This is a genomic window from Absicoccus porci (assembly GCF_003725415.1).
Lineage (GTDB): Bacteria > Bacillota_I > Bacilli_A > Erysipelotrichales > Erysipelotrichaceae > Absicoccus > Absicoccus porci.
The window spans coordinates 531,193-548,550 of the sequence record NZ_RJQC01000001.1; the positions used below are offsets into that span (position 1 = coordinate 531,193).

Below are 17,358 nucleotides of genomic sequence, written 5' to 3' on the forward strand. Positions count from 1 at the left end.
ATGTATAGGATGAAAGGAAAGAAGAAATGCCCCGACAAAAAGCAAGAGATGCCATCAATTACTTTTTGGATCTTCAAATGGATTCCTTTGCTACAAACAGTAGTTGGTATGAAGGATTCAAAATGCGGGACCTACACATTTTGGCATTCATCGACCGAACCCATGAGGACCATATGGTTACTGTATCTGAATTAGCTTATCACTTGAATGTAACACCTGCAGCTGCTAGTCAGTTTGTGACAGCTTATGAAAAGAAAGGTTGGGTTGAGCGGATTCGTTCAGATAAAGATCGACGTACTGTTCACGTAAAAGTGACAGATAAAATAAATCGTATTTTTGATGAACGACTGCAAAAAATTGATGAAAAAGCCGATGAAGTTTTGGCTGATTTCAGTGATGAGGAGATTTTAGCTTTTTCACGCATATTAAAAGCAATCGATGGAAAATTGGGGATTACTCTGAATCCCCAAGACAAAAAGAAGTAAAAGTTTACAAAAAGCGCACAATGTGCGTTTTTTGTTTGTTGATTTTCTCATTCTTTAGGGATACTATTTCATATAAACGAGAATGAGAGGAAGAGGATATGTCGCATCAAGAAGCTATAGAAGCAATCAATGATTTTTTTGAATGGCAGATAGATGCCTTAGCAGTGAAGAAAACATCTTATAAAATGAAGGATATACAAATCATTTCATTTATTTATTGTGCCAAAAACCACTGGGTTACTATTTCGAATTTGGCAAAACATTTTCATATTAGTACAGCAGCAGCGAGTCAATTTATGAATGAGTACGAAGAAAAGGGATGGATCAACCGAATCCGCTTTGAAAAAGATCATCGAATTGTGTATGTTCAATTAACCGATAAAGTATTAAATCAAATTGATGAATGGAAAAAACAATTTCAAACCGAAATTGAAGATGTGTTTGATTCATTTAATGATGATGAAATTTCTGCTTTTTTACGTATACTGCATTCGTTGAATGTACAAATAGAGTCAAATTTCAATCACTAAAAAAACACGCGTTTGCGTGTTTTTTACTGTTCTTGGGCTGCCATTTTTTGACGATATAAGTTCCGACGATCCATGGCAGTTAGACCTTTTTTGCGAAGACGAATAGCATCTGGTGTAACTTCAACCAATTCATCATCATTGATCCATTCCAATGCTTCTTCCAAAGAGAAAACACGTGGTGGGGTCAACAGCATGGCTTCATCTCGTCCAGTGGATCGAATGGCTGTTAATTTTTTATTTTTTAAAGGATTGACATCCATATCAATATTTTTAGCACTTTCACCAATGATCATACCTTCATAAACAGGTGTTTGTGGAGAAATAAACAAAGTACCTCGTTCTTGTAGATTCCATAGAGCATAGGTCATTGCCGTTCCTGTACCATTGGAAATCATAGCGCCTTGCATTCGTTGTGGAATTTCGCCTTTATACGGTTCATAACCAGAAATACGACGAACCAATGTGCCTTCACCATGTGTTTCGTTAATGAATTCAGTACGGAATCCCAACAAGCCTCGCGTTGGTACTTGATATGTGATACGTACATATCCGTTTTCTTCATTTAGATCTTGCATGACACCTTTACGAAGATTCAATTTATTAATAATAGCGCCTTGATATTCTTCTGGTGCAATACAAACCACTTCTTCGACAGGTTCTACCTTATGACCATTTTCATCTTCATGTAAGATAACTTCGGGTTTAGAAACGGCCAATTCATAGCCTTCACGACGCATATTTTCAATTAAAATGGAAATATGCAATTCACCACGACCGGATACTTTAAAGCAATCTGCACTATCGGTTTCTTCTACTTTTAGACCTACATTGACTTCCAATTCTTTTTCCAAGCGTTCTTTTAAGTTACGACTTGTCACATATTTTCCACTTTGACCAGCAAATGGCGATGTGTTGACATGGAAATTCATCGAAAGCGTAGGCTCTTCGATAGGGATATGCGACATAGGTTCTACATGTTCTGGATCACAAATGGTATCACCAATATTGATGTCTGGCATACCAGCAATGACAACGATATCACCGCTATGTGCTTCTTTGACATCCACACGAGATAATCCTTTATAAACAAATAACTTGGATATCGTTTCGCGTTCATTCAAGCCTTGTTCATTACAACGGATATATGTATCGCCTTGGTGTAAGACACCATTGTAGATTCGACCAATGCCTAAACGACCAATATAGTCATCATAAGCTAAAGCGGATACTTGCATTTGTGCTGGTTGATCGTCTTTATCTGGATATGGATCACAATGTTTCAAGATCGTATCAAATAAAGGGTCAATGTTGTCACTTGGTGTATCTAAATCGTATTGAACACGTCCTTCACGGGCAACGCCATATAAAATAGGGAAGTCTAATTGTTCATCGGTTGCATTTAAATCAAGGAATAAATCATACACTTCATCAACGACTTCTTCAGCACGTTGATCTTTTTTATCGATTTTATTGATCAATAAGATCGGTTTTAAACCAATTTCTAATGCTTTCGATAATACAAATCGTGTTTGTGGCATTGGACCTTCACTGGAATCCACCAACAAGATGACAGTATCGACGGTACGAATAATTCGTTCGACTTCACTCGAGAAGTCCGCATGACCTGGGGTATCAACAATGTTGATCTTTACTCCATTGTGAATGATCGAACAGTTCTTAGAATAAATAGTGATACCGCGTTCACGTTCCAAATCATTGGAATCCATGACACAGTCAACGACTTCTTCATTGTCACGGAATACATCGCTTTGTCGCAAGAAAGCATCAACCAACGTACTTTTTCCTGCATCGACATGGGCGATGACGGCAATGTTCAAGATTTTTTCTCTATTGGACATAGTGTCACTCTCTTTCTGTCTAAAAAACAGTACAAGTATAATTCAAAGTATAAAAATTTGCAATATGTTATAATGTGTGCATGGTAGTAGAATATTTTAAAAAGTACTCGAGGTATTTAGATCGAGAAATGGAATACAAAATTTATGGACATGCGGGAAAAGTATGTCTAGTGATTCCAACCCAAAACAATCGTTTTTTTGAATGGGAAGATCGTCATATGTATGAGACCGTGGCTGATCAAATCGAAGAAGGAAAGATTCGTTTTGTAGCTTGTGATGCCATTGATTTGGAAACATGGTCCAATGATCATGGAAATCCCAAGGAGCGTTATATTCGGCATGAAGCTTGGATGCAATATATCATTCATGAATTAAAGCCAGAAGTTGATTTGTATGTTGGTTCTTCCATGCCTTGGTGGGTGACTGGAGCCAGTATGGGAGCAACGCATGCTGCTAATTTATTCTTTCGTTTTCCGGATTTATTTGATGGTATATTGGCACTTTCTGGTGTTTATGAAATGGATCAATATTATGCCGGATATCACGATGAAATTACGTATCAAAACAATCCTATGGCTTATTTATATAATATGGATAAGAATCATCCATATATTCAGAAATACAACTTGGATCCTATGATTTTTTGTGTAGGACAAGGCGATTGGGAAACGGAAACGTCAAGAGATTTACGACAGTTAGAACAGATTTTCAAAGAAAAAGGTATTCATGCTTGGTGTGATTATTGGGGGTACGATGTAGCGCATGATTGGCCTTGGTGGCAAAAACAATTTCCGTATTTTATCAATCATATGTTAAAAGGCGATGTAGTTTAAAGCTACATCGCCTTTTGTTTAAACAAGCATTACGTCTCGTACGCCAGGGACCTCATCCAAAATCAATGATTTGATACCGCTGGAAAAATCGTTGACTGCCATGAAACATCCTTGGCAAGCGCCTCGGAATGTGACATAAACAACGTTATTTTCGTCAATACCCAAGAAGGCAATGTCACCACCATCTTGTTGGATATAGGGACGAATTTTATCAATACATGCTTCGACTTCTTTTTTTGTCGGGATATGTTCTTCGTTAGTCTTTTCTTCTGCCATGATATGCATCTCCTTATCTATAGAAATAAAGGGCTTATAATTAATGGAATGAGAAGACCAATAATAAATCCACCAATGACTTCTGTGAATTTGTGACCTAAAACAGCTTTGAGCTGTTCTTTGTAGATTGGCTCATCATAATCGATATTTATCTTTGCTTCATCCTTTAGATCTTTGATCAACTGTTGTGTTAATTCAATGTTCTTTCCTGAATAGTAGCGTACATGACAAGCATCATACATTACGATGAATGCAAAGATTGCGGTTACCGCAAACAAGGCAGAATTAAATCCTTCTTGAATACCGATTGCCATAGACAAACCCGTTACTGTTGAGGAGTGAGAACTAGGAAATCCACCACTAGCTACGACCCAATGGAGATCCCATTCACCAGATTTTAAATAGTAAAAGATGGTTTTGAGTACTTGTGCGATCAAATTGCAGACAAGTGCTGTCACTAATGGAAAAAGTGAAGCAGGAATGGTCATAAATCCTTCCTCCCTTGATTTCTTGTGTTCATTATATCACACAGATGATAAAAGAATAGTGATATGCTTAATGAATAATTGATAAAAGCGTAAAAATTGTCCTTTAAAAAATAATACAAAACTCGTATAATAATTTTGGTATGAATAAACCAAATATTTAAGGAGGAAATTATATGGCAAAAAAATTCCAGTCCATGGACGGTAACACAGCTGCGGCCCATAATGCCTATGCTCTTACCGAAATGAGTTGTATTTATCCAATTACACCATCTTCGCCAATGGCAGAATCGATGGATGATTGGGCAAGCCAAGGACGAAAAAATGTATTCGGTGAAGTTGTAAAAATTGCCGAATTACAATCAGAAGCCGGTGCATCTGGTGCTGTGCATGGTGCTGCACAGGGAGGAACTTTAGCAACAACTTTTACTGCCAGTCAAGGTTTGTTGTTGATGATCCCAAATATCTACAAATGGGTTGGTGAAAATTTACCAGTCGTATTACATGTAGCTGCACGTTCACTTGCTAGTCGTTCATTAAATATCTTCGGTGACCATGAAGATGTTTACGCTGTACGTCAGACAGGTATCCCTATGTTATCTTCTCACTCTGTACAGGAAGTTATGGATTTAGCTGGTGTTGCTCACTTAGCAGCTATCAAGTGTCAAGTTCCATTTGTTCATTTCTTTGATGGATTCCGTACTTCTCACGAAGTACATAAAGTTGAAGTATTTGATACAGAAAAATACAAAGACTTAATTGATTACGAAGCATTGGAAGAATTCCGTAAACGTTCAATGAACCCACATACAAATCCAGTAACTCGTGGTGCAAACGAAAACGATGATATCTTCTTCCAAACTGTTGAAGCTCGTAACGAACATTACGCAAAAGTCGCTGATGTTGTTGCTGACTACATGAAGAAGATCAGCGAAATTACTGGACGTGATTATAAACCATTTAACTATGTTGGTACGCCAGATGCTGAGCGTGTCTTCGTTGTTATGGGTTCAGCTAGTGAAGCTGGATTAGAAGTTGTAAACGACTTAGTCGCTAAAGGCGAAAAAGTTGGTATGATCAAAGTTCATTTGTATCGTCCATTCTCAGCAAAATACTTAAAAGCTGTATTACCTACAACGGTTAAACGTATTGCTGTATTGGATCGTACAAAAGAAGGTGGAGCTAGTGGTGAACCTCTATACTTAGATGTATTAGGTGCATTAGCTGGTTCTGGTATTGAAATTATCGGTGGACGTTATGGATTAGGTTCTCACGATACACAACCTTGCCATATCAAAGCTGTATTGGATTACTTAAAAGAAGACGAAATCAAGACTGGATTTACTGTTGGTATCGATGATGATTTAACACATACATCATTACCAGTAGATACAAGCTATGTTATCAACTCGGATGCAACTTCTTGCTTGTTCTGGGGTCTTGGATCTGATGGTACTGTAGGTGCTAACAAGAACACAATCAAGATCATTGGTGATAACACGGATCAATATGCTCAAGGTTACTTCGCATATGACTCGAAAAAAGCCGGAGGTGTCACTCGTTCTCACTTGCGTTTTGGAAAATCACCTATCCATTCTACATACTATGTAAATAACGCGGACTTTATTTCTGTATCTTTGGATGCATATATGTTCCGTTATGATGTAGCTCGTGGATTAAAAGATGGTGGTACATTCTTATTGAATACAACATTCGATAAAGATGAAATCGTTAAACATATGCCAAATCGTTTGAAAAAACGTTTAGCACAGGCACATGCAAAATTCTATATCATCAATGCAACTAAGATCGCATTAGAAATTGGTATGGGACGTCGTACAAATACCATTTTACAAAGTGCATTCTTCGCTTTGAATACACAAATCATGCCATTGGATACTTCTGTTGATTTGATGAAGAAATTTGCTAAGAAGTCTTATGGTAAGAAAGGTGATCAAATCGTTCAATTGAACTATGCTGCAATTGATGCAGGTAAAGACGGTATTGTTGAAGTTCCAGTTGATCCAGCATGGGCTGAATTACCAAGTGGTGAATTACGTACTATGACTGGTGATCCTTACTGGGATGAATATGCAGGTCGTATCAATGCATTGGAAGGATACGATATGCCAGTTAGCACATTCGCTAAATTTGCTTTGGATGGTTCTATGCAACCAAACGCAGCATTCAAAGGTCATCGTGCCACTGCCGCTATGGTTCCTGATTGGAATCCAGATAACTGTATCCAATGTGGAATTTGTTCATTCGTATGTCCACATGCAACGATTCGTACATTTGCTTTAACAGATGAAGAAGTTGCAAATGCACCTCAAGAATTCGCAACAGTTCCTGCTATTGGTGTAAAAGATAAGAAATTAGCATTCCGTGTACAAACTTCACCTTCTAACTGTGTTGGTTGTGGATTGTGTGTCACTGAATGTCCAGGTAAGAAGGGTGAAAAAGCCTTGAAGATGGTTCCTATCCATGACAAATTGGATGAAGATGCTTTGGCTGATTACCTATATAAAGATACAGAATACAAGACAGATCTATTCCCTAAGAACACGATCAAAGGTTCTCAATTCTTGATGCCTTACTTTGAAGTTCCAGGATCTTGTCCAGGATGTGGTGAAACTCCTTACTATCGTTTAGCTTCTCAATTATTCGGTAAAGATATGATGATTGCCAACGCAACTGGATGTTCTTCTATTTACTGTGGTGCTACCCCAGATACACCATTCGTAACAGATAAAGATGGAAATGGACCTGCTTGGGCTAACTCATTGTTCGAAGATAACGCCGAATATGGATATGGTATGGCATTGGCTCAAAACTACCGTATGTCTACAATCTATAAGACAATGGAAGAAAACATGGATAGTGTTGCTCCAGAATTGAAGGCTGTCTTTGAAAAATATCTAGAAGCTAAAGGTGACAAAGATGCAGAACGTGCATTAGCACCTCAAATTAAAGAATTAGCTGCTAAAGAAGCAAATGAAGATGTAAAAGCATTAGCTGATGCTGACTTAGTTGAAAAATCTGTATGGATCATCGGTGGTGATGGTTGGGCATACGATATCGGATACGGTGGATTAGACCATGTATTGGCCAACAACGTGAATGTGAACGTATTAGTCTTAGATACTGAGGTTTATTCAAATACTGGTGGACAATCTTCTAAATCTTCACAACGTGCTTCTATCGCTAAGTTCGCTGCTGGTGGTAAGACCGTTGCTAAGAAAGATTTAGGACAAATTGCCATGACTTATGGTACAGCTTATGTTGCTTCCGTATGTATGGGTGCTAATAAGATGCAAACATTGAAAGCATTCCAAGAAGCAGAAAGCTATGATGGACCATCATTGATCATTGCTTACGCACCATGTGCTGAGCATCATATCAAAGGTGGATTAGGAATCCATCAACAAGTTCAACGTGATGCCGTTGATTGCGGATATGTCGTATTATATCGTTACGACCCACGTGCTGAACAACACTTAACAATCGATTCGAAAGAACCAGATTACTCGAAGATGAAAGACTTCATGATGAGAGAAACTCGATTCAATCAATTGGTTAAGTTAAAAGGTGCTGAAAAAGCTGACGAATTGTTCGAAGAAGCAAAAGAAGATGCCGCACGTCGTTATCATCGTCTTGTTTCTTTGGCAAAAGAAGATGAATAATAATCAACCTTTTAAGGAGCTGCATTTGCAGTTCCTTTTTTTTGTATAATTCGTTATGATGTAAGAAGAAAAGAGGAACGTATGAAATTTTGTTTTGATTGTGATGACACACTCTATGATCTACAAGATCCATTTCGCAAATGTGTAGCTCAGTTTTTTCCCAATTATGCAGGAGATTTAGAAGAATTTTATCGTATTTATCGAGAATACGGTGATGAAGTGTTTGATTTGTTGCAAAATGATACGATTACGGTAGATGATAGTGGAATATATCGTATTTATGCATCCAGTAAGGCCTTAGGATTAGATATGGATCTAGAACAGGCTGCTGATTTTCAAGATACGTATCGAAATAATCAACACCATATTCAAATGGCTCCACAGTATCATAAATATTTTAAAAACACCACCAGTGAACTTGCTATTTTAACCAATGGTTTTGATGATCATCAACGAATGAAATTAAAAGCCTTGGATGTTTTTGCATATTTTCAAGATGATCATGTGTATACATCGGGACAATTAGGATTTGCAAAACCAGATCCTCGTGCTTTTCAAGCCATCGCGGATCATACAAACACAAATATTTCAGATTGGTATTATGTAGGCGACAACTATATCAACGATATGCAAGGAGCAAAAGGGGCAGGTATGCACACCATTCATTTTAATCGTCATCATCAAATGGAAGGGGATGCAGCCGATTATATTGTCTATACAGAAGATGAATTGATAGAATTGTTAAAAAAACTTGAAAAATAATAAAAAAAAGATGGTCGCTTAGGCGGCCATCAATTCTTCTAGACGTTGTTTGATTGCTTGAATAAACTGTTCGGAATCCACTTGTTTTGTTTCTACACCTTGTGCCAATGCACAAAGATCTTTTGTCATGATACCTGCATTTAAAGTATCTAAACAAGCTTGTTCTAAAGTATGAGCAAAAGTTTGAAGATCTTCCAATCCATCTTTTTCACCACGTTTTGCTAAGGCACCGGTCCATGCAAAGATCGTAGCAATTGGATTGGTTGATGTTTTTTCACCCTTCAAATATTTATAGTAATGACGAGTGACTGTTCCATGAGCTGCTTCATATTCATAATTGCCATCGGGAGAAACCAATACACTTGTCATCATGGCGAGCGAACCAAAAGCAGTAGAGACCATATCACTCATGACATCACCGTCATAGTTCTTACATGCCCAGATCATACCACCTTCGCTACGAATGACACGAGCTACGATATCATCAATTAAAGAATAAAAATAAGTGATTCCCACAGCTTCAAATTTTTCTTTGTATTCGTTGTCATAGATTTCTTGGAAAATATCTTTGAATGTATGATCATATTTTTTAGAAATCGTATCCTTTGCACCAAACCATAGGTCTTTTTTGGCATCTAAAGCATAATTGAAACAACTGCGTGCAAACGATTGGATGGAATCATCCTTATTGTATAGACCTTGAAGAACGCCTTTTCCTTCAAAATCAAAAATCTTTTCTTCCGTGGTTTGACCATCTTCATCCGTAAATTTTAATGTAGCCGTTCCCGGTTTTTCTACGCGGATTTCTTGATCACGATAAACATCACCATAAGCATGACGAGCAATTGTGATTGGCTTTTTCCAATTCCGTACGACTGGTTGAATCGGATCAATCATGATTGGGGCACGGAAAACCGTTCCATCTAAAATGGCACGAATCGTACCATTTGGCGATTTCCACATTTGATGTAGATTATATTCTTCTACTCGTTGTGCATTTGGTGTGATTGTTGCACATTTAACTGAAACACCATATTTTTTATTGGCATTTGCAGCATCAATAGTTACTTGGTCATTGGTTTCATCACGATGTTTTAATCCTAAATCATAATATTCGGTTTTTAGATCCACATAAGGAAGAATCAATTCATCTTTGATCATCTTCCATAAAATACGTGTCATTTCATCGCCATCCATCTCAACCAATGGCGTTTTCATTTGAATCTTTTCCATAGGCATCCTCCAACTATGCATCCATTATACCTTTTCTTGTATCCGTATGCCAAAACTATTTTTATTTGTGGTAATATATATACACTGTGGAGGTGAAGATATGATTTTCGCAACGATTCATGATAAATCTTCTTTAAAAGCTTTAAAAGAGGCCGGTTGCGATGGCATCATCATTGGCGTTGTTCATCTTGCTTTACATTGTCCATGTATGGTAGAACTGGATGAAATCGCGCAATGGAAAGAAAGTTGTGATCAATTGGGCCTGGACTTATATGTCAATGGCACCAAAATGATGATGGATGAAGATTTACCTCTTGTTTTAAAAACTCTACAACGATGTCAATCCTTAGGTATCCAAGGATTTTATTTTGCGGATGAAGGCGTTTTACAATTAGCCAAAGAAATTGGTTATCAACAAGCTTTGATTTATCAACCCGAAACTTTGATTACCAATCATTTAGATGCACAGTTTTATTTAAATCAAGGCATTCAAGCCGTGAGTTTAGCGCATGAATTATCGCTTGAAGAAATAAAAAAAATAGTGCAAACACCGCATTTAGAAGTATTGATCAATGGTTATTTTTCGATTCTTTATTCACGTCGACCACTGATTTCTAATTATATGCATCAAGAAAATATCGAAGTTCCATCCACGTTACAATACGATCTCATTGAAGCTACACGTACCGATCGTATGCCTATCCTTCAAGATGAAACCGGTACACATATTTTTAGTGAACAGCCTATCCAATCGTACAATGAAATACAAGCATTAAAGGAATGTGGGATTTCGCGCTTTCGAATTGATTCCATTTTTCAATCCGATGCATGGACCATCGATATTTTAAAAGCTTATAAAGAACATCTTGTGATGCCTGGTTCGGATCATTGGTATCATCAACAGACGATTCGCAAAAAGGAGGAGCAAAAATGAATAAAATTGAATTGTTAGCTCCTGCTGGTAATCTCGAAAAAGCCAAGATTGCGATTCTTTATGGAGCCGATGCTGTCTATATTGGTGGAAAACAATTTTCGTTGCGTTCCCGTGCTTCCAATTTCTCATTAGAAGAAATGGCAGAATTGGTCGAATTTGCGAATGTCCATCAAGCCCATGTTCATGTCACAGTGAATATGTTGCCACATGAAGATGATCTAGAAGGCATTCAAGAGTATTTGCTCAAACTGGATGCCATTGGCGTGCATGCAATCATTGTGGCGAGCCCCTATATCATGACATTGGCCAAATCGTTGGGTTGTCATTTTGAAGTACATGTTTCGACCCAACATTCCAGTACCAACTCGAAGGCCATTGAATTCTGGAAAGAACAAGGAATGGATCGTGTGGTTCTAGCTCGCGAATGTGGTATGGAACAAATTGAAACGATGGCTAAAAAACAAATCCTTCCCATTGAAATTTTTATTCATGGTGGTATGTGTATTTCTTATTCTGGTCGTTGTGTCTTAAGCAATCATATGACATTGCGGGATGCCAATCGTGGCGGTTGTGCCCAAAGTTGTCGATGGAAATATCATCTGATGGATGGTGCGGATGAAATATCCAATCCGGAACAATTATTTTGTATGTCATCCAAAGATCTACAAGCTGTTGATGAGATAGAGTCCTTTATCCGATGGGGCGTTGCTTCTTTAAAGATTGAAGGACGGATGAAATCCGCCTATTATCTGGCAACTGTGGTTTCCAGTTATCGACGTTTGATTGATCAAATTTATGAAAAGGGAAGTGTGACACCATCGGAATTAGATGCGATTCGATTTGAAATTGCCAAAGCTGAAAATCGCCAAACAGGACCTGGATTTTATAAAGGTATACCGGATGAAACGGTGCAATTGTATCAAGATCATGATGAAACCGTCACTCAAGAATATGTTGCGTTTGTCTTGGGAAAAAAGAATGATAAAATACAGGTACAAGTCAAAAATAAATTTGTTTTTGAAGATGATCTAGAAATATTTGGACCCCAAATCCCTAGTACACCAATCAAGCTACAAAGTATCGAAGATGAAAATGGGGAACCGTTAACGGTCTGCAACAAGCCGATGCAAATTGTCTATGCCAAATGGGATGGGCCTTGGCAAGAAAATGCGATGATTCGAAAAAGGAGAAAATAAGATGAAATTAAGTCAAAGTTTTTTTTATACATTGCGGGAAAACGCAAAAGATGAAGATAGTGTATCCAGTAATTTATTGGTACGAGCAGGAATGATTAAAAAAACCAGTGCCGGTATTTATATGATCATGCCCATGGGTAAAAAGGTCTTAGCGAAAGTTGAAAATATTATTCGTGAAGAAATGGATGCCAAAGGTGCACAAGAATTATTGATGCCAGCTTTGATTCCTGAAGAAGTTTATGAAAAATCTGGACGACGGGAAGCATTTGGATCGAATATGTTTGCGCTGCATGATCGAAATGATCGTCCCTATGTATTAGGTCCAACTCATGAAGAATTGTTTACAATGGCAGCCAGCATGGATGGAAAGAGTTATAAAGATTTTCCATACAACTTATATCAGATTCAAACAAAATATCGAGATGAAACACGTCCTCGTTTTGGTTTGATTCGTGTTCGTGAGTTTATCATGAAAGATGCCTATTCTTTTGATACCGATGAAGAAGGTTTAGCCAAATCTTACGATGCGATGTATGATGCGTATTGCCGGATCATGGATCGTCTAGGTTTGAAATATAAGATCGTTCGTGCGGATACCGGTGCTATGGGTGGTTTATTAAGTGAAGAATATCAGGCTTTGTCACCCATTGGTGAAGATGTCATTGTTGGTTGCGAAGGTTGTGATTTCTCGAGTAATATGGAAATTACGGAAGTTATGGATAATAAACCAGAATCGACGGAACCAAAAGTACCGTATTCGATCAAAGAAACGCCAAATGCAAAAACGATTGATGAAGTGGCAGCTTTCTTCGGCAAACAACCAAGTGATTTTGTGAAAACATTACTATACAATGCCGATGGTAAGATCGTGGCTTTTTGTGTGCCAGGTGATCGTGAATTGAATGAAGCAAAAGCCATGAAGCTTTTAGGTGCGAATGAAATGGAATTGGCTGCTTTCGATGATGTAGAACGGGTAACCCATGCCAAGGTGGGATTTGCCGGTCCAATCGGTATTGATTGTCCAGTGTACATGGATCGTCAGATCTTAAAAATGCACAATTTTATCGTGGGTGCAAATAAAACGGATCATCACTATGAAAATGTAAATGTTGAAGATTTTCAACCCGAAGCTATTGCCGACTTATGCCAAGTCAAAGAAGGAGATGTATGTCCGGTTTGTGGTAAGCCACTGACTTTTGAGCATGGTATTGAAGTAGGTAATTTGTTTAAATTAGGAACAAAATATTCAAAGAGTTTAAATGTGTTATACACGGATCAAGATAACCAACAGAAACCAATCTGGATGGGATGTTACGGTATTGGTTTGGAACGTTGTATGGCCGCTGTTGCAGAACAATACAATGATGAAAAAGGATTGATGTGGCCAGATGAAGTGGCACCTTTCCGTTTAGCGATTGTTGTTATTTCCAATAAAGATGAACGCCAAATGGAAGTTGCTGACCAATTGTATGATTTCTGTAAGAAACATCACTATGATGTATTATTGGATGATCGTAAAGAGCGTCCAGGTGTCAAATTTAAAGATATGGAATTGATTGGTATTCCACATCGAATTACGGTTGGTCGTGGTGTAAAAGATGGTATGTTGGAATGGACGGAAAGATCGACTGGAGAGAAGAGAGAAGTATCGTTAGATGATATTGAAGATCGAATCACTGAAATTTATGAAAAATAAATAAAAAAAAAGCTTGGCATTATACAAGATCCATGTTATTATAAATAAGGTCGAAATGAGCTTGCAATTATACATCAGATTTTGTATAATGTATAAGCACCTGGTTCCGTAGCCAAGAGGCTAAGGCAATAGACTGCAACTCTGTGATCATCGGTTCGACTCCGATCGGAACCTCCATTTATGGGGTCGTGGCGGAATTGGTAGACGCAACGGACTTAAAATCCGTTGGGAGTTAATTCCCGTGTGGGTTCAAGTCCCACCGTCCCCACCATTTGAAATGAAGTCATCTTCGGATGACTTTTTTTCTGTTGATGAATTGTCAAATTAAGTGCAACACGATGTATGTGAGTCTGTTTCGTTCATAACTTCATTTGGTGTCTTATAGCCAAGGAACTTTCGTGGCCGATTATTCATCAGTTCAAGATTATGCTTTAGCTCATCTTCATCGACAAGTGATAGGTCCATTCCTTTCGGATAGAATTCTCTTAACAGTCCATTGGTGTTTTCATTTGTTCCTTTTTGCCAGGCACAGTATGGATCGCAGAAGTAGGTACTGCAGTGCAGCGCATTTTCTATATCTTCATAACCGGCGAATTCTTTTCCGCGGTCGAACGTTATCGTCTTGACCATGTCTTCGGGATAATCTTTTAATGCTTTGATGATAGCTTGGCTGACAATTTCGGCTGTTCTGTTTGGAACCTTTATCGCAATATACATCCTTGATTTTCGCTCTGCCAATGTCACAAAACAGGCTGAAGATTTGCACTTGCGATCAATTTTACCGAATACAACAGTATCACCCTCCCAATGTCCTAATTCTTTTCGTTTATAGACATCTTTGGGGCGTTTTTTGATTGTCCTGCCGCCATCATTGAATTTTCCTCTGGTTTCGGCCGGTCTTGTAAAGTTTCCTTTTCTTCTTAGACGTGCCATTGTGATTGGACCAAGCCTTTTCTGGTGAATCATTCGATAGATCGTTGATGTAGAAGGAACTTTGTGTGCTGTTTTTCTATGTGCGATTTGTTCAGGCGACCAATGATCTTCTATTCTATATTTCACGTAGGATAGCGTATCCTCACAGGAAATATATTTTCTGCCACAATGATGTTTTCTGTTTTGATATATTTCCTGGGCTTTCGAAGGGATATACCGGGAATCTCGTTCATTTGTTTGGTTTCGTTTCAATTCTCTGGAAATCGTACTCGGACTTCTTCCAAGTTGCTTCGCTATTTCACGAATCGATATGTCAGAAGNCGGGAATCTCGTTCATTTGTTTGGTTTCGTTTCAATTCTCTGGAAATCGTACTCGGACTTCTTCCAAGTTGCTTCGCTATTTCACGAATCGATATGTCAGAAGAAGCAAGTAAAGATATGACTGTTCTCTCATTTATGTTAAGATGGTTGTAGTTCATGGGATTCCCCTTGATAAATATTTGTTTTGTCACTCACATTTTATCATTGAACCCATGGACTTTTTTTATTCTTATAGGCTGTTGCACTTATTATGATAATTTAATCGTTTAAAATAAAGGGTCACATCATTGTGACCCTTTATTCTCATCAAGAATTTTCTTTCGAATTTGTCCAACATAGTATAAGGAACCAAAGAAACATACAATAGAATCAATCGAATGCATCTGATCAATAACTTGTGCCATAGATGAAGATACAGCTTTATATCCCTTTGATTGGATTCTTGTCGCTAATTCATAAGCATCCAATGCTCTGGGATTCGGTGGTGTAATGGTGAAAAAACCAGCCGATAAAGGGCCTAAAATATCAATCATTTCTTCATATGCTTTATCTTGTAGAACTCCCATCACAAAGATGATTTTCTGATCTTTAAAATACGTTTCTAACGATTCTTTTAAGGTACGTACACCTTGTATATTATGAGATCCATCCACGATACGAATGGGATCTTTTTGAATGATTTCAAATCGACATGGCCATGTTGTTTTTTCGATTCCGTAATGTATATCGCTTTGCGAAAGGGGATATCCCTTTTTTTGCAGAAGATGACAAGTTTGAATAGCCATCATCGCATTTTGCACTTGATAAGTTCCTAATAAATGCGTACGATACCCTTTAAACGTTTGTCCAGATAAATCTTGCGTATCCGCTTGTATTTGTGGCACAATATGCATTCTTGCCTGCATTTGATGGCATTTTGCTGCAATCACATCGATGACTTCTTTGGTTTGTGGATAAACGATCACATCACAATCGGGCTTAATGATACCAGATTTATGCGATGCAATTTCCGATAAAGTATTTCCTAACAATTCGGTATGATCCAATCCAATGGCTGTAATTAAAGCACAAATCGTATGAGATACAACATTGGTTGCATCTTGATCACCGCCTAATCCCACTTCCAAGATAACAAGATTGCATTTCTTTTGTTGAAAATACAGAAAAGCGATGGCACAAGTTACTTCATATATTGATGGATGCAAGTGATAGGTTTGTGCAGTATCTCTGACAAGAGAGGCCAAAACGGCTAAAGAAGAATCATCGATCCATTGGTTGTCTACTTGGATTTGTTCCTGCCAATCAAATAAATATGGACTGGTAAAGAAACCAATATGCATGGGTGTTTGGGTTAAGATTGAATATAAATACGCGGCTGTGGATCCTTTTCCATTGGTACCGGCAATATGGATAAAAGAGCAAGCATCTTGTGGATTTCCCAAATAAGAAAGAAGAGCACGTATTGTGATAAGATCCATACGTGCTTTTCCATTGATGACATTTTTTGGTTGAAAAATAGGGAAGTGTGTCAACCAATCGATGGTTTCTTGGTAATTCATTGGATCGATACACTTTGTTTATAAAAGCTGGTGATGGATACCGGTTTTAAAACAACCATCATCAAAGCTGTGTTGATGGGAATCATGATCAATTCCTTGATGAAACGCATCATTAAGAAAACCCAAAACGTATTTCCATACAGCATGGATAACCATAATGTATTTAATCCAAGACCAACAATCAAAGTGTATAGAATTTGAGCAAATAAAACTCTTTTGAATGAGATTTCTTTTTTATATAAGACAAGAGCAAAAATCAAACCAGAGACAAAACCACTAATCGTAAAACCAGGAAAATAAGGGCCTGTTGGCTTTACGATGTAACCACCAATGTCAGCTAATGCCCCTACGATTCCGCCCAATACAGGTCCAAACAAAGCAGATTCCATCGCAACGGGAATTTGCGAAAAACGAATTTCGATGACATCGGTAATCGGAATCTTGAAAAAGCCTAGGATGATCGCAATGGCAATCATCATGGATGTGGTTGTCAAAACACGAACATTTTTTAATTTAGACATAAGAAAAACCTCCTCTATGCAGTATAGGTCCTTTTACTACATAAGGAGGTTT

The 17,358-nt window shown here is 37.9% G+C and carries 15 protein-coding genes, 2 tRNA genes and 1 pseudogene; 10 read left to right on the plus strand and 8 right to left on the minus strand.

The annotated features are described in order from the left end of the window. Positions 1-26 precede the first annotated feature (26 nt). Together EDX97_RS02695 and EDX97_RS02700 are read left to right on the plus strand one after the other, a co-directional pair. Complete coding sequence (locus EDX97_RS02695) at positions 27-485, plus strand: MarR family winged helix-turn-helix transcriptional regulator (protein ID WP_128519646.1); 459 nt, start codon at positions 27-29, stop codon at positions 483-485. Positions 486-583: 98 nt separating this feature from the next. Continuing rightward, positions 584-1,015: a MarR family winged helix-turn-helix transcriptional regulator gene (locus EDX97_RS02700; RefSeq protein WP_128519647.1), complete on the plus strand. Its 432-nt coding sequence runs from the start codon at positions 584-586 to the stop codon at positions 1,013-1,015. 23 nt (positions 1,016-1,038) lie between these two features. Here the strand turns inward: EDX97_RS02700 and typA are convergent, their stop codons facing one another. Then, positions 1,039-2,874, minus strand: a complete 1,836-nt coding sequence (typA, locus tag EDX97_RS02705; protein ID WP_128519648.1) for a translational GTPase TypA — start codon at positions 2,872-2,874, stop codon at positions 1,039-1,041. Positions 2,875-2,954: 80 nt separating this feature from the next. Here typA and EDX97_RS02710 point away from each other — a divergent pair, with 80 nt between their 5' ends. Further along, positions 2,955-3,707, plus strand: coding sequence for an esterase family protein (locus tag EDX97_RS02710; protein WP_128519649.1), 753 nt, complete (start codon positions 2,955-2,957; stop codon positions 3,705-3,707). A gap of 18 nt (positions 3,708-3,725) precedes the next feature. On the opposite strand, the gene EDX97_RS02715 is transcribed toward EDX97_RS02710, so the two are convergent. Together EDX97_RS02715 and EDX97_RS02720 are read right to left on the minus strand one after the other, a co-directional pair. After that, entirely contained in the window at positions 3,726-3,983 is a 258-nt protein-coding gene (locus EDX97_RS02715) for a NifU family protein (protein ID WP_128519650.1), read from the minus strand. Between the two features lie 17 nt (positions 3,984-4,000). Then, on the minus strand, positions 4,001-4,471 hold the full coding sequence (locus tag EDX97_RS02720) for a divergent PAP2 family protein (protein WP_128519651.1): 471 nt from the start codon (positions 4,469-4,471) through the stop codon (positions 4,001-4,003). A 173-nt stretch (positions 4,472-4,644) separates the two neighbouring features. On the opposite strand from EDX97_RS02720, the gene nifJ reads away from it, so the two are divergent. Both nifJ and EDX97_RS02730 read left to right on the plus strand, forming a co-directional pair. Beyond that, positions 4,645-8,151, plus strand: a complete 3,507-nt coding sequence (gene nifJ, locus EDX97_RS02725; RefSeq protein ID WP_128519652.1) for a pyruvate:ferredoxin (flavodoxin) oxidoreductase — start codon at positions 4,645-4,647, stop codon at positions 8,149-8,151. Between the two features lie 81 nt (positions 8,152-8,232). Next, positions 8,233-8,913 (plus strand): HAD family hydrolase, encoded by a 681-nt coding sequence (locus EDX97_RS02730; RefSeq protein ID WP_128519653.1) that lies wholly within the window; start codon positions 8,233-8,235, stop codon positions 8,911-8,913. 18 nt (positions 8,914-8,931) lie between these two features. Here EDX97_RS02730 and EDX97_RS02735 read toward each other — a convergent pair whose 3' ends face one another. After that, the gene (locus EDX97_RS02735) at positions 8,932-10,146 is read right to left on the minus strand and encodes an NADP-dependent isocitrate dehydrogenase (RefSeq protein ID WP_128519654.1); all 1,215 of its coding nucleotides are present in this window, start codon (positions 10,144-10,146) and stop codon (positions 8,932-8,934) included. Between the two features lie 100 nt (positions 10,147-10,246). On the opposite strand from EDX97_RS02735, the gene EDX97_RS02740 reads away from it, so the two are divergent. From EDX97_RS02740 to EDX97_RS02760, 5 genes are all read left to right on the plus strand, one after another. Beyond that, entirely contained in the window at positions 10,247-11,080 is an 834-nt protein-coding gene (locus tag EDX97_RS02740) for a peptidase U32 family protein (RefSeq protein WP_128519655.1), read from the plus strand. After that, a complete protein-coding gene (locus EDX97_RS02745; RefSeq protein WP_128519656.1) occupies positions 11,077-12,276 on the plus strand; it encodes a peptidase U32 family protein in 1,200 nt (399 codons plus the stop codon). Before EDX97_RS02740 ends, EDX97_RS02745 begins: the two co-directional genes overlap by 4 nt. 1 nt (position 12,277) lies before the next feature. After that, a complete protein-coding gene (locus EDX97_RS02750; protein ID WP_128519657.1) occupies positions 12,278-13,972 on the plus strand; it encodes a proline--tRNA ligase in 1,695 nt (564 codons plus the stop codon). Positions 13,973-14,074: 102 nt separating this feature from the next. After that, positions 14,075-14,149: transfer RNA gene (locus EDX97_RS02755), tRNA-Cys, on the plus strand. A gap of 5 nt (positions 14,150-14,154) precedes the next feature. Then, a tRNA-Leu gene (locus EDX97_RS02760) sits at positions 14,155-14,243 on the plus strand. Positions 14,244-14,296: 53 nt separating this feature from the next. Here the strand turns inward: EDX97_RS02760 and EDX97_RS12140 are convergent. From EDX97_RS12140 to EDX97_RS02780, 4 genes and pseudogenes are all read right to left on the minus strand, one after another. After that, the coding region (locus tag EDX97_RS12140; RefSeq protein ID WP_420884677.1) for an IS30 family transposase at positions 14,297-15,225 on the minus strand (929 nt) is incomplete at its 5' end. 1 nt (position 15,226) lies between these two features. Next, positions 15,227-15,384: pseudogene (locus tag EDX97_RS02770) on the minus strand (helix-turn-helix domain-containing protein); the annotation flags it as partial. 126 nt (positions 15,385-15,510) lie between these two features. Further along, positions 15,511-16,785 carry a bifunctional folylpolyglutamate synthase/dihydrofolate synthase gene (locus EDX97_RS02775; RefSeq protein ID WP_128519660.1) on the minus strand — a complete coding sequence of 425 codons (1,275 nt, stop codon included), beginning with the start codon at positions 16,783-16,785 and terminating at the stop codon, positions 15,511-15,513. After that, positions 16,782-17,306, minus strand: coding sequence for a folate family ECF transporter S component (locus EDX97_RS02780; RefSeq protein ID WP_128519661.1), 525 nt, complete (start codon positions 17,304-17,306; stop codon positions 16,782-16,784). Before EDX97_RS02780 ends, EDX97_RS02775 begins: the two co-directional genes overlap by 4 nt. Positions 17,307-17,358 lie beyond the last annotated feature (52 nt).